The following is a 13,949-nucleotide window of genomic DNA, read 5'->3' on the forward strand; positions in this document are numbered from 1 at the left end:
CAATTACTGTGCAGGTTTAACTTGAACAACGTGTTGAACAAAAATTCCCGGAGTGATGATGTGCTCTGGATTCAGTGCACCCAGTTCAACCACTTCAGAAACTTGGGCGATGGTCACATCTGCTGCCATTGCCATGATCGGGCCGAAGTTACGGGCAGATTTACGGTACACCAGATTCCCCCAACGATCGCCTTTAGAAGCTTTAATTAAAGCAAAGTCAGCTTTAATTGGATTTTCTAAAACGTAGTCTTTACCTTCGTAGTTCATGGTGGGTTTGCCTTCAGCCAGCAAAGTACCAAAACCGGTAGGCGTGTAGATTGGACCTAAGCCCATACCTGCCGCCTGAATACGGCAAGCCAGATTACCTTGTGGCACCAGTTCCAGTTCGATCTTGCCTGTACGATAGAGTTCGTCAAATACCCATGAATCAGACTGGCGCGGGAAAGAACAGATAATTTTACGCACAGCGCCCGCTTTAAGCAGTTTCGCCAGACCATAGTCGCCATTACCAGCATTATTATTGACGATCACCAGATCTTTAATACCGAGTTCGATCAGACCATCAATCAGTTCAGCAGGCTGACCCGCTGTACCAAAACCGCCAATCATGATGGTAGATCCGTCTTTGATTTGTGAAAGTGCTTCAACCAGTGAAGTAGAACTTTTATCGATCATCAAATAACTCCGTGTGTTGCCACTCAGTACAAAAATTTTGAGAACCTAAGGTTCTGGTTTGAACAAATTCTGGACGGAGAACAAATTCCTACCAAAATCCTTAGAATTCTGTGTGATCTATTCTTGATAAAATCCAAGCTTTCGACTACGGTTTAATAATAGTTTTGTACGATTTACAGAATATACGTACGATGATCGAACAAAAACTATCGTGATCTCTTAGGAGTGAATAAAGAACCCGTAAAAAACACCTAGTGAAGTAATATATGAAGATCAAGGAACTAACATGACAACCAAGGACGGTGCTCGCGATCAGTTGATCCAGAACCCTGAAAATAAAAAAATGATCCGTCATGAAGACTTCATTGCCGGAGTGAGTAAAGGATTGGCGATTCTAGATTGTTTTGCCAATGATCGACATCGTTTAAATATTACTATGGCTGCAGAAAAAACAGGACTCACACGAGCTGCTGCACGGCGTCATTTACTGACTCTGGAATATCTTGGTTATTTAGATTTTGATGGACATTTTTATTCTTTGAGTCCCAAAGTACTTAAATTTTCAGGGGCTTATCTGAGTGGAGCACAGTTACCCAAGATTGCTCAACCACTTCTTAATTTACTGACCCAGCAAACTTCATTAATTTACTCCGTGATGGTCTTGGATGGTTTTGAGGCCATTACCATCGCGCGTAGTGCCGCACATCAACAAACTGATCGAGTCAATCCTTATGGCTTACATCTCGGTAATCGATTACCCGCGCATGCTACTTCAGCAGGAAAAGTTTTATTGAGTTATTTAAGTCGTGAGTCACAGCAAGAATGGCTTGAGCAATATCCTTTAAAATCGCTCACCAAATATACCTATATAGATAATGAGGCATTCTTGGATTTATTACAGCAAATTCGTGCTGATGAATTCTGTTATTCCGCAGAAGAACATGAACTTGGTGTACATGCGCTTGCGGTTCCAATTTATAACCACCGTGCCAATGTTGTTGCTGCTTTAAACATTGTTTCCCCTACTGGACGTACCAGCAAAGAATATTTATTACAGCATATTTTGCCTTTACTGCAACAAACAGCGCGTGAATTCCGTCAATTTGTTTAAGTAATTTTCTACGTATAATGCGCATGTTTTTAATGAGAATTCATACTCGAAAATAAAAAACACATCGGATTCAAATGAACTCGATGTGTTCCAAACAACCTTGGGTTTAAACGAAGATATTGTTAAAAACAGCGTTTAGCTCGCTTTTTGTAGCGGTAGACCAACATAATTTTCAGCCAGTGTAGTCTGACCTGCTTCTGAACCTAAAATATAGCTCAATTCCGCTTGTTTGATTTTATGTTCAAATTCAGTCTCTGTTTCAAAGCGATGGAGTAAATGCGTCATCCACCAAGAAAAACGTTCTGCTTTCCACACCCGTTTTAAACAGTTTTCTGAATAGCTATCAATTCCCGCTTCTGAACCATTGGCATAGTATTCAATCAAGGCTTTAGACAAGAATGCGATGTCTGATGCTGCAAGATTTAAACCTTTAGCACCTGTTGGCGGCACAATATGCGCCGCATCCCCTGCCAAGAATAATTTGCCGAAACGCATTGGCTCTGTTACAAAGCTACGTAATGATGCAATACTCTTTTCAATTGAAGGACCTGTAATTAACTTTTCACGGCTTTCAGGATCAAGACGGTTTTTCAATTCTTCCCAGAATTGCTCATCTGACCAGTTTTCAACTTTGTCTGTTAATGGGACCTGTAAATAGTAGCGACTACGTGTATTTGAACGCATACTGCATAATGCAAAACCACGTTCAGATTGTACATAAATCAACTCATCTGCTACTGGCGGTACATCTGCAAGTACGCCTAACCAGCCAAATGGATAGACTTTTTCAAAAGTCTCGATCTTATCTTCAGGAACACTTGCCCGGCATACACCATGATAGCCATCGCATCCTGCGATAAAGTCACACTTTACTGTTACCTGACGACCTTCATATTCAAACGTTACTGATGGCTGTTCACTATAGAATTCGTGAATTTGCACTTTGTTTGCTTCGTAGAATGAAGTCAATTCAGCTTCAGTACGTGCTAGCATCAAGTCCTTGGTTACTTCTGTTTGACCATACACGGTCACCTGTTTGCCACCAGTCAGTTGCGTCAGGTTCACACGATACTTTTCACCGTTAGTTAAAATTTCAATACCGTTATGTGGCAAGCCCTTTTCTCTTAGTTGAGCATCTACGCCTGCCTCTGCCAAAAGGTCAACTGATACCTGCTCAAGAATGCCTGCACGGATACGGCTTGCTACATACTCAGCGCTACGCTGCTCAATTAAAATATGCTCAATACCAGCTTTATAGAGTAATTGTCCAAGCAGAAGTCCTGCTGGACCTGAGCCAATAATTGCAACTTTAGTATTTAAAATTTCCATATGCTGACACTTCCTAAATAACTATCCATTTTTTACAAGCTAAGAAATTTTTATGTTTCCGCCTAGACTTTAGCCTCAATTCCTACCGAAATAGATGACTTTTGGCCGGTGATCGGACAAGATATTTAAGAAAATAAATAATGAGGGATATATAATTGCGCAAGGATTTAATTTTTAGTGATAACAATAATGAGTCTATTCAATATGATGATTACATTGCAGGTCTAGCAAAAGGCTTAAGTTTGCTAGAATGCTTCGGTATTGAACGTCAAAAGCTCAATGTTACTCAGATTGCTGAACGTACCGGACTAAGCCGTACTGCGGCACGACGCTATGTCCGTACACTCAAATTTCTGGGTTATCTCGATACAGATGAACATTTTTACTGGCTAACCTATAAGGTGCTACGCTTTTCCAGTGCTTATCTCAGTTCTGCATATTTACCGAAAGTTGCCCAGCCCATGCTTAATCTCTTAAGCATAAAAACTGCTTTAAGCTATTCGGTGGCAGTGCTGGATGAACATGAAGTTGTGCCTGTCGCAAAAAGTATCGCTCCCCAAATTGACACTAATAAACTTAGTCCGCTTGGTGTACATCTAGGGAACCGCTTGCCTGCTTATGCGACTTCAACTGGGAAAATTCTACTTTCACGCTTAAGTCATGTAGCACAACAACAGTGGCTAGATAAATTTAATTTAAAACGGCTTACCCCCTATACTATTACAGATCCGCAGGTCTTTTTAAAAATATTAGAAGAAGTGAGTCAGCTTGATTACTGTATTTCTACTGAAGAACATGAATTAGGAATTACTGCAATGGCAGTACCCATTTTAAATATGCAGGGAGATACTGTCGCTGCGCTAAACTGTATTGGCTCAAGCAATCGTATTGATACCAACTATTTAATTCATACTATCCTTCCATTACTTACAAAAACTGCTCATGATTTACGGGCAATACTTTGATGATATTTCATGATTTTTATACTAAGCAATTGATTGCAAGTATTCTTTTTATTATAAAATTAACATCCTTATTCATACTTTTTAATTCCTAGTATTTCAGTAGATTATTCAATCATTTCCTATATTCTTTGGATCCATTTAATCCAAAAAAACGATTACTCAATATATTTTATATTTGATTTTGGATCCAATAATGCTAAATTCACCACATCGCAAGTATGCTGATTAAATCTTCAGCAAAAGAACATGGACGGGTTCTAGCCTGCGATGGACATCTTAAACATTACTAGGACGATACCTTTAAATCAGAAAAATAATGCAATGTTAATAAACTAATCACGTTTATTTACACATCGCATCTGTTGGTTTAGGTGTCTGCTTCCATGGAGAAAGTAAATGGTTCAGAACCCGCGTGAGGAAATGAATAATAAAACCATGAATAGATATCAATGGTTTGTTATCGGTATTTGTATTCTTTTAAATGTCATCGATGGTTTTGATGTACTGGTGATGGCATTCACTGCATCATCCGTATCTGCAGAATGGGGCCTTACAGGCTCACAATTAGGCATGCTCTTGAGTGCCGGTCTGTTCGGTATGGGGGCAGGTTCTTTGTTTCTAGCGCCTTGGGCAGACAAAATTGGGCGTCGTCCATTAATCTTACTTTGCCTACTAATCTCTGGTGTCAGCATGATTGCTGCTTCACTGGTACAAAATGCGACTCAACTCGGTATTATGCGTTTTATTACCGGTCTGGGGATCGGCGGTATTTTGGCGAGCAGTAATGTGATCGCCAGTGAATATGCATCTTCACGTTGGAGGAGCCTGGCAGTAAGTTTACAATCCACTGGGTATGCAATTGGTGCGACTATTGGCGGTATGATAGCCATCGCCTTGATCAGCCATTTTGGTTGGCGCTCTGTATTCCTTGCAGGCGGTTTAACAACTATTTTTATGTTGGTGGTCACATTCTTTACTTTGCCAGAGTCTCTTGACTATCTACTGGTTAAACAACCAAAAAATGCTTTAGATCGTATTAATCACCTTTGTCAACGTATTGGTTTAACTCGTATTCCTCAGCTTCCTGAAGTGGTATTCAATACAGCACAACCCAAAATAGGAATTGCAAAATTATTCACTGCAGGTCTTGGTCTGCAAACCATTTTACTTTGGTTGAGTTTCTTCTTTGTGATGTTTGGGTTCTACTTCGTTATGAGCTGGACACCAAAAATCTTGTCTGCAAATGGCATGACCACTGAACAAGGGGTGACTGCAGGTGTACTGATCAGTGCTGGGGGCATGTTTGGTGCAGCACTGATTGGCCTAATTAGTGCACGTGTACGTGTATTCTATGTACAAGCTGTTTTCTTGGCATTAACTGCCATATTAATTCTACTTTTTGTGAACAGTACTGGTACGCTCACAATTGCCTTTATCTTGTCAGTTTTCCTAGGTGTATTATCAAATGGCTGTGTAGCCGGTCTTTACGCCATGTCGCCATCAATTTATGAAGCAGATGTTCGTGCTACAGGTGTAGGCTCTGCAATTGGTTTTGGCCGAATTGGTGGGATACTATCTCCATTAGTTGCAGGTGCTTTCCTGGATGGTGGTATTTCTTCACTCACCTTATACGGCTACTATGCAGGTGCTTTCGTACTAGCTATTGTGACTGTTCTTAGCCTCTCTAAATTGCAAAATAAACATGCCGCTCAATTAAATTTCCAAAGCTCTACTGTGAATTCATAACAGTTTCATAACTGCTTTATCATGAGCCAAACATGAAGTTTGGCTCTATTCAAATATATAGGGACAAAATTATGAGATTTACTGCAATCTTTTTAGGGACACTTACGTCTGTCATTTTAGCTCCTGCTTATGCAAACAGTTTTATTGATGATTCACAGGTCACATTGACAGCACGTAATTTCTATTTTGATCGTGATTATAAGCATGGAGACAGTTTTCCTGCAGCACGTGACTGGGCTCAGGGTTTTATCTTGAAAGCAAATTCTGGTTATACACAAGGTGTTGTCGGATTTGGTGTAGATCTCTTGGGCCTGGCAGGGTTTAATTTATTGGGCAATAGTGTGGATGAATATGCTGCTTCAGGTTTATTACCTGTAGGCAAAGACAGAAAGCGTGCTGACCAATATGGTGAAATCCGTTGGACCGCCAAGGCAAAAGTACAGGACTCGACTTTACATGTAGGGACATTAACACCGATGTTTCCTGTATTATTTTCCAGCCCTGCCCGTCTATTTCAGCAGAACTATCGTGGTGCTCATCTCCAGTTTAATGAAATAGAAAATTTAAAGGTTCACGCCCTTTATACAGACCGTGTCAACCAGCGAGATTCTACTAACTATGAAAAAATTCGAGTAGGTAATCCTAATGGACGGTTCAACACTGCTGCTGAATCTTCTGGCCTGCATATGTTAGGGGCTGAATATAAGGTAAATGATCAGATTGCGACACAAATTTTTCATACAGACTTACATGATGTATATCAACAAAGTTTCTTGGGTCTAAAAACCAAACATAATATTGGCATCGGTAATTTCCTATCTGATTTACGTTTATTCGTGAGTGAAGATTCAGGTGATGCCCTTGCAGGTGATATCGAGAACCAGCACTTCAGCGGGATCTTCGGTTTGAATCGTAGCAATCACACCTTTAGTCTTGGCTATATGCAATCGTATGGTGATACTGCCCTACCTACATTAGCAGGGGCTGAACCTGCAGTATTCCTAGACAGTATGAGTGCTGACTTTACGAATATTAATGAAAAAGTCTACCACGTCCGTTATGACTACGATTTTAAAGACACGGCACTTAATGGTCTTAAATTTATGACCCGTTATAGTAAAGGAGTGGATATTGAAATTAGAAATCTACCGGGCGAAGAATTTGAACAAGATGCACTAGATTTCGATTTAAGCTATCGCATTCCAACAGGTAAGCTTGAAGGCTTAAACCTGCGCGCGCGTTACAGTCATTATCGTAATGATATGCCTGCACAAGGTATGGCTTTCCGCTCTGATAATGAAACCCGTGTAAATATTGATTACACCTGGAAGTTTAAATAAATCTTAATTGATTTTGAAAAATAAAGGGTCTTGATCTGACACTACTCTTTTGAGTAGTGTCAGATCCTAATTTACTTTTATTGAAATACATTAAAAACTAGATCACTTAAATAGATTAAATTATTATTTTTGAGATGGTGGCAATTGAACTCACTATTTAAACCAATGAAAAATCTCTAAATTTGAATTGTGCATTAACCCTGAAAAACCCAAATCAAGAAGGTGCTCAAATGAGCATCTTCTTGATTTTATACGCTTTCAATAAAGACAATTAATTTTAATAAACTTCTTTTATCGTGAAAATTTACACCAATACCGTATTCAGTTGGATTTTCATCACATCGTGATTGACTACTTTTAGGAAATTGAGCAAATGCAGAATTCATATTACCTTGCTGGGCAAAATTAAATTCGATATTTTCCAATTCTTGAAGATCATCTTTTAATACAACAAATGCAGGATGAATCATCAATCTAGAGGGTTCTGTATTTTGCTTTTGAGTATCTAATAAACGTTTCACATAGATGTACTGCCCATTCTTTAATTGGAATTCATAAGCATATTCTCTAGTATTCGTTTGTTTGATACCCTGTTCCTTTATTGCATCATATATTTCTTTACAGCTTAAATATCTCATTTTCTAACATCAATAAAATAAAACTATAGGTCAGTTAATGGTTGATCACGCAGAAGAGCTTTTCGCTGCTTCCAGTCTGGTAAATATTGGTTCATGTAAGCTAAAAATTCATCATTGTGAGTACGGACGAATAAATGCACCAATTCATGCACTACAATATATTCCAAGCATTCATAAGGTTTTTTAGCTAACTCAAGATTAAATAATGTTCGAGCCGTATCAGTATTACAACTTCCCCATTTTGTTTTCATCTTTCGAATACCATAGGCAGAAATCGTAACTTGCATTTTCTCTTGCCACTCGAACAACAATTCATCTAAAGCTGTCTTTAGCTCTACTCGGTAAAAATCCTCAATTACTTTACGACGATTATCTACCGAAGAATTCGGGCTTACATATAGATCCAACCATTGACCATGCTTCTTTATACAATGCTTACCAGATCGCTCGATAACATTTAATCTGTAATGCTTACCCCACAAATAATGACTTTCGCCACTCATCATTTCACGCTTAGATTGTCGTCTCTGCTCATTAAAATCTGCCTGCTGCTTTTTGATCCAGGCTAATCGCCCAATGACTGCCATTCGCACTGCTGTTTCAGACATATTTAAAGGTGCAGAAACTCGTACATCCCCCAAAGGAGGATGTACGGTAATATTCAGATTTTTAACATCTTTACGATGTACTTCAATATGAATTGAGCCAATCTTTAAAGTTGAGATCAATGATATTCCTGATGCTTTTGGGCAAGCGTTAAATAGGCTATTAGAACATTTTTATCATTAATACCCAATTCTCGGCTTAGACCTCTGAGCAAAATTTTCTCTTTTGCATCATCACCCACCCATGCAGCCAATTTGTTAGATTGGATAGCTTTATCAATCTTTTGCGTTAATTCGATATCTTTACCAAAGTTATCGAATAATGCTTGTTTACCTGGAGTGTTGATTCCCTCAGGATAATCATTCCGTCCAGCTGGCTGAGCCACTTTTCGTGTGAGATCACGTATTTTCTCAAGATACTCTTTATAAGCAATCGCATTTTTACGTCTGAGCTCTATAATTTCATTAAGTAAAACAGACATTTGGTCGTAGTAAATTGGATTTACAGGATTCTCTTCTACGATCTTTTTACGGACGTTATTTTCAATTGCCTCAGCCATTGATTCAGGATTTCTTCTGATGTTTTCAGGTACACCTTTAAAATCATCATCGCCTCTTAGAATTAGATCAATTAACCCAAACTCTTCAAACTTAATGACTTCTTCGCTACTTTCTGCCTGAATATACATATCCAGTAACTGACGCATCGCAGGCTCATAGACCTTCATGTCAACAGCATCACCGCTATGTGCTTTAATTTCTTTGCTCACATTTTCAAAGAACTTTACATCCGCTTCTAGATCGGTAATTTCCTGTGATGTATATCCCGCTTCTGGTAACTCATTAGCAATGCTGGCATAGCTGCGCAATAATTTATTCACTGCCTTATACAAAGCTAAGCGCAACGACTCTTTTTCCTTTATTTCTTCGGAATTCAATCCTGATTTACCGCAGAAATAATGTTGATAGTCTTGACTCAGCCGAGGTGCAGGTACAGGTTCACATAATGCTTTGACTGCTTCGAGAGCCGTATCCAAATCTAAACGTGCAGACTGAATACGATCCTTCAGTAATCCATCCACATCTTCTTTGTCATATCCATCTAAGGCTTCAGATGTATAATCTTTAATGGTCTTATCAATAGATTTAAAAAGGTCTTTGTAGTCAATGATATAACCATACTCTTTATCATCAGAATCCAGACGATTCACACGACAGATCGCTTGGAATAAGTTGTGATCCGCCATCGATTTATCGATATATAGGTATGTAGCTGACGGTGCATCAAATCCTGTGAGTAATTTATCGACTACAATGAGTAGCCGCATTTGACCAGGTTCTTCAATAAATTTTTTCTTTACCTGTTTTTCGAATTCTTCCACCAAATTCCCTGCTTGATCTGCTGGCTTTTCAAAGTAGTCTGCCAACATTTGGCGATAGATATCATACTTGGCTAGTTTTTCTGTTAGTCCAGCCCCTGACTCTTCGCCTTTAATACTCGTTGCCTGCATACTCTTCCAGCTTTTCCAGCTGCTCGGCAATGAACATGTAGTTGCCGGTCTGTTTCTGGTTGTCGTATGCAGAGACACCATAACGCGCAGCATATTCATGAGAGGCTGAACGGTAATAACCACCCGGACCCTGTTGAGCGGTCTGGAACAGTTCTTTAGCTTTCTGCTTTACATTGCCCCCATAACCCATTTCAGTCAGCTGCTGCTCAATCTCATCAACTGAATAACCGTTTTTAGCCATGACTCCAGTTTTAGAGACTTTGAGCTTGCCCTGCATGGCAGTAAGCGCTTCTGACCAGGCTTCAGTAGAGGATTTGGCCTCCTCTCTTGCCACCCGGCCAGCTTCACGGTAACCATCACCAATAGCACTGGCTGAGCTCTCAACCCGATTATTGGCTTTGGCCCAGTCATCCATGGTTTTGACTGCTGCTTTGCCACTGCTATCTACTTCAGAAGTTAAGCCATAATAAGCAAGCTGGGATTCATAGGCTGCGATTTTAGCTGCATCACCTGAAGCATAAATCTTGTCAGCCATATTGATTAAAGCCTGTCTTAACTGCTCAATCGAAGCGGTACCACTTTGTTTTAACAAATTAAAAGCCTTCATCTGGGCATCAGCCATTTTACTAGCTTCTTCCCTCGATGTTAGACCTAACAGTCTGTAAGCTTTTTCTACCTCAGAAATATTGGCCGGTAACTTGCCATTCACCTGATCCAGATACTCCATACCCGTCTGAACCTGCTTGGCAGAAAAGACACCCTGCTCCTCAAAAGAGATCAGCTGAGCTTTGGCGGCATCAATTTCGGCAGGTGACTTAGCTTGCTCGGCCCACCTCTCCCATCCCTGATAGATCAATTCAGTTGCGCGTGATCCTGTTACTCCCATAGATTCCAGACCACTTGCGTAGCTATTCAGATGAGTTCTATCTGTAGCAAACTTCTCTGACACCCTATTCAGCGCAACGTCCAGATCAATACCTAATGCTGCAGCTGCTTTACGGGCCTTATCTGTAGCATTGGTTTGTCCTTCAGTCGCGGCAGTACCTTGTTGCATTGCACTGACAATAGCCTTGCCTGAATTATCAAATTCAACTTTAAGCCCTTGAGCTGCCAGTGTAGTTTGCAAGGTTTTTTGGGTAGCAAGATCTGCAACTTTTTGGGTACCATCCAAAGCTGCAAGCTGGGCATTTATCCATTCTTGTGCAGCTTGAATCTTCTCCTCGGTAATTTTCTGACTTTCAGCTTGATAGGCTTTTTCTTTGGCATCCAGATCAGCCAAACCCTTTACAGCTAAATCAATAGAGGCCTGATTACCAGATCTACGCGCGTCCTCTAATTGTTGATTAAGCCTGATCCGTTCATCGCTTATTGCCTTATAGTCAGCCTTATGCTTCTCCTCTTGAGCTTTGAGTTGATCTAGTGTCTGCTGATTTTGGGTAATACTTTCAGCGTTCTTTTGTTCTTGGGTTTTGCCAATTTCCTCCCAAGCTTTCTTACCTTGAGATTCAAATTGTGCTAAATCACTCTTAGCATCCTCAAGCCATTTTTTAGAACGAGCATCCATCTCATTCATTTCACCAATGGCTGACTGCTTAACATCACCCCAAGTAAATTTACTTTTCAGTTCTGCCCATGCAGCTCCCAATGCATATAAACCACCTGTGAATAGCTTTACAGAAACTCCAATTGCTACAAAACCATCAGTTAAAAAGCCAAGGGCTACATTTATGAGTTGTAGAGCTTTAGTAAAGCCATTCGTATTAGCATTTGCCTCATTTATTCCATTATCAAAGCTAAGTATAGTGCTCAATACAGTATTGAAAATATCATCTAAAGCTTGGCCAGTATCAGCTAAAGTTGATATTAACGTTTTTATACCATCATAGGCCGTTTGAAGAGCTATATATAAAGCATCTATTGTAGATGGGTCTATTTGACTAAGCCGGTCACTGACCCAACTTAACCCGTTACCCATATCTTCAATAATAGGCTTTAATAAACCCATATTATCAGCCAATGTGGAAAGCCATTGAGCTACAGTTGCTGAAGATCCATTGGCCTGATCCATCTCACCAATCAGAATCTGCCAAGAAGTTGCGATCTTTTGTAGTGCGTTGCCTACGGTAAGCGGGAAACGGTTATAAGTTTCCTGTACAGCATCAGCCTGGCTATGAAGTGCCTTAACCACCCTCTCAGCAGTTAATTCGCCATTCTCGGCCATTTTACGCAATTCGCCAGTAGTGACACTTAATCCCCGAGCCAAGGCTTCAGCAAGACCGTATCCACCTTCCATAATGGAGTTAAATTCTTCACCACGAAGAACACCGCCTTGCATAGCTTGAATAAATTGCTGTATTGCACCTTCTGCAGCCTCAGCTGAACTGCCACCGATTTTAATAGCTTGCGTTACTGTCTTGGTAAGCTCTAGTGCCTGCTTTTGTGACATTTCCATGTCTTTAGCAACTGCATTTAAACGGGTAAATAACTCTCCTGTAGCTTCCAAGCTTGAGTTAGTGGCCAATGCCACTTGATGCACCCCCGCCATTGCATCAGTAAAGTTGCCGCCTTCTTTAGTTGCAATATTTATTCGCGCAGAAAGATTAGCGTAACTGTCAGCAGCCCGAATAATCTCTTGTACACCTAAACCGATACCAATAGCAGCTAATGCACTGACCAAGGCAGAAACAGCAAATCGAGTAACATCCATACCCTTAGATAGTGTGGATATACCTGAATTTGCTTTTTCTGCTGCCGGTTCAACACCATGAAGCTCATTTTTGAGTTTCTCAATCTGTTGTTCGGTAATTCTGGTAACGCGCTCAACTTCTTCAGCCGGCAATTTGCTATTGGCTTTAAAGTCCTCTAACTTTCGTTCAAGTGCAGTAATCGCATCATTGATAACTGTAGGCGGTTTAATGCCTAGAGCTTCATAGATTTCATGTCCGGTCTGCTTTGCGCTGGTTGTAGCCTTATCTGCACTGGTCGATACACTACGCATTGCAGAGGATGCTTGTGTATCAAAATCTGCAAATGCTGCTTTGGTCAGATCAACTGCCTGTTCAAGACCTTTGACCTTTTCTCCTGCAGCCTTAATTTCATCAAGAGTAACAGCTTCACTACTTTGTTCTAATGCCGAGAAAGCATTTTTTGCTGCCAGCAACTCACTTTCAAGCGTATTAATACTGCTAGTGCCGATACTACCAATTCGCTCAATTTCTTTAGTGCTGAGATTGGCCCCCTCACCCATTGACTGAATTGCACGGGTCGCAGTCTGAGCTTCACCTACTACTTGGCCAAGATCTACTGAGCTAAAACGTTGCAACTGATTAATCGAAGACTGGGTGGCATTGTCCACGCCACGCATGGCATTTACAGCAACGTCCTGATAGTAATTAAATGCACTGGACGTTTCTTTAATAGCATCTTCAATACTTAGAACACGATCTTTTGCAATCTCGATATCTTTTAAGGTGCCATCCGTACTTTGCAACCGAACCAATTCAGCTTGAGCAGCTTTTAGTGCCGAGTTAAGTTCATTGAGACCTTGCTCACCAGTGCTCGACATTGAGCGTAACTCACCTGCACTGATAATCGATTTGTCACCAAGAGCTTCAATTTCCTTGGCCGCTGTAAAAAATTTGGTACCCAGCAGTTCTGCAAGTTGAAGCGCATCACCTGGAATGGCTTCACCGATTTCAAAGCCTGCCTTATTTGCCTTAGTTGCAGTATCCTGAAGTTCGCTACCAAGATTATTGATCTTGCTGGCAGCCTGATCAGCTTTCTTCTGCAAATCATCCGGAACTATTTTTCCAACATCTTTTGCAGTTTCAGTAGAAGCAGCTTTTAACTTATCAGCCTCACTTTTAATTACAGCGATAACGGCCTTTGTAATACTTTCAGATTGTTCAACATTAGACACATAATTCTTTGTGTCGGCTTCCATTACAAGCTTAAACGATAATTCTTTACCGGCCATATTTTTACTCGCAATAAAAAACCCACCAAATGGTGGGCTATATGAAGTGATAA

General features: G+C 40.4%; 10 protein-coding genes. 4 read left to right on the forward strand and 6 right to left on the reverse strand.

Translation table 11 applies throughout. The annotated features are described in order from the left end of the window. Positions 1-3: 3 nt before the first annotated feature. A complete protein-coding gene (locus tag B3R63_RS03785; protein WP_286728351.1) occupies positions 4-675 on the reverse strand; it encodes a 3-oxoacid CoA-transferase subunit A in 672 nt (223 codons plus the stop codon). Positions 676-961: 286 nt separating this feature from the next. Between B3R63_RS03785 and pcaU the strand changes: the two genes are divergently transcribed. Next, entirely contained in the window at positions 962-1,786 is an 825-nt protein-coding gene (gene pcaU / locus B3R63_RS03790) for an IclR family transcriptional regulator PcaU (protein ID WP_286728353.1), read from the forward strand. A gap of 135 nt (positions 1,787-1,921) precedes the next feature. Here pcaU and pobA read toward each other — a convergent pair whose 3' ends face one another. After that, a complete protein-coding gene (gene pobA / locus B3R63_RS03795; RefSeq protein ID WP_286728354.1) occupies positions 1,922-3,115 on the reverse strand; it encodes a 4-hydroxybenzoate 3-monooxygenase in 1,194 nt (397 codons plus the stop codon). Positions 3,116-3,270: 155 nt separating this feature from the next. On the opposite strand from pobA, the gene B3R63_RS03800 reads away from it, so the two are divergent. The 3 genes from B3R63_RS03800 to B3R63_RS03810 all read left to right on the forward strand — a co-directional run bounded on the left by B3R63_RS03800 (position 3,271) and on the right by B3R63_RS03810 (position 7,166). Continuing rightward, positions 3,271-4,080, forward strand: a complete 810-nt coding sequence (locus B3R63_RS03800; protein WP_286728355.1) for an IclR family transcriptional regulator domain-containing protein — start codon at positions 3,271-3,273, stop codon at positions 4,078-4,080. Positions 4,081-4,476: 396 nt separating this feature from the next. After that, on the forward strand, positions 4,477-5,826 hold the full coding sequence (locus B3R63_RS03805) for an MFS transporter (protein ID WP_286728356.1): 1,350 nt from the start codon (positions 4,477-4,479) through the stop codon (positions 5,824-5,826). Between the two features lie 71 nt (positions 5,827-5,897). Then, the gene (locus B3R63_RS03810; RefSeq protein WP_286728357.1) at positions 5,898-7,166 is read left to right on the forward strand and encodes an OprD family outer membrane porin; all 1,269 of its coding nucleotides are present in this window, start codon (positions 5,898-5,900) and stop codon (positions 7,164-7,166) included. A gap of 248 nt (positions 7,167-7,414) precedes the next feature. Here B3R63_RS03810 and B3R63_RS03815 read toward each other — a convergent pair whose 3' ends face one another. The 4 genes from B3R63_RS03815 to B3R63_RS03830 are packed head-to-tail and all read right to left on the reverse strand — an operon-like array spanning position 7,415 to position 13,896. After that, on the reverse strand, positions 7,415-7,804 hold the full coding sequence (locus B3R63_RS03815) for a hypothetical protein (RefSeq protein ID WP_286728358.1): 390 nt from the start codon (positions 7,802-7,804) through the stop codon (positions 7,415-7,417). A 23-nt stretch (positions 7,805-7,827) separates the two neighbouring features. Beyond that, positions 7,828-8,532, reverse strand: coding sequence for a M48 family metallopeptidase (locus tag B3R63_RS03820; protein WP_286728359.1), 705 nt, complete (start codon positions 8,530-8,532; stop codon positions 7,828-7,830). Beyond that, positions 8,529-9,920 (reverse strand): type I restriction enzyme subunit R domain-containing protein, encoded by a 1,392-nt coding sequence (locus B3R63_RS03825; RefSeq protein WP_286728360.1) that lies wholly within the window; start codon positions 9,918-9,920, stop codon positions 8,529-8,531. The genes B3R63_RS03820 and B3R63_RS03825 overlap by 4 nt, the downstream gene beginning before the upstream one ends. After that, complete coding sequence (locus B3R63_RS03830; RefSeq protein ID WP_286728361.1) at positions 9,901-13,896, reverse strand: tape measure protein; 3,996 nt, start codon at positions 13,894-13,896, stop codon at positions 9,901-9,903. Before B3R63_RS03830 ends, B3R63_RS03825 begins: the two co-directional genes overlap by 20 nt. Positions 13,897-13,949: the final 53 nt, after the last annotated feature.

Source organism: Acinetobacter sp. UBA1297, assembly GCF_002307755.1.
Taxonomy (GTDB): domain Bacteria; phylum Pseudomonadota; class Gammaproteobacteria; order Pseudomonadales; family Moraxellaceae; genus Acinetobacter; species Acinetobacter radioresistens.

Excerpts from the sequence above, each read along its gene's own strand:
- B3R63_RS03785 (WP_286728351.1), bottom strand. The coding sequence starts at position 675 with ATGATCGATAAAAGTTCTACTTCACTGGTTGAAGCACTTTCACAAATC.
- pcaU (WP_286728353.1), top strand. The coding sequence starts at position 962 with ATGACAACCAAGGACGGTGCTCGCGATCAGTTGATCCAGAACCCTGAA.
- pobA (WP_286728354.1), bottom strand. The coding sequence starts at position 3,115 with ATGGAAATTTTAAATACTAAAGTTGCAATTATTGGCTCAGGTCCAGCA.
- B3R63_RS03805 (WP_286728356.1), top strand. The coding sequence starts at position 4,477 with ATGGTTCAGAACCCGCGTGAGGAAATGAATAATAAAACCATGAATAGA.
- B3R63_RS03810 (WP_286728357.1), top strand. The coding sequence starts at position 5,898 with ATGAGATTTACTGCAATCTTTTTAGGGACACTTACGTCTGTCATTTTA.
- B3R63_RS03815 (WP_286728358.1), bottom strand. The coding sequence starts at position 7,804 with ATGAGATATTTAAGCTGTAAAGAAATATATGATGCAATAAAGGAACAG.
- B3R63_RS03825 (WP_286728360.1), bottom strand. The coding sequence starts at position 9,920 with ATGCAGGCAACGAGTATTAAAGGCGAAGAGTCAGGGGCTGGACTAACA.
- B3R63_RS03830 (WP_286728361.1), bottom strand. The coding sequence starts at position 13,896 with ATGGCCGGTAAAGAATTATCGTTTAAGCTTGTAATGGAAGCCGACACA.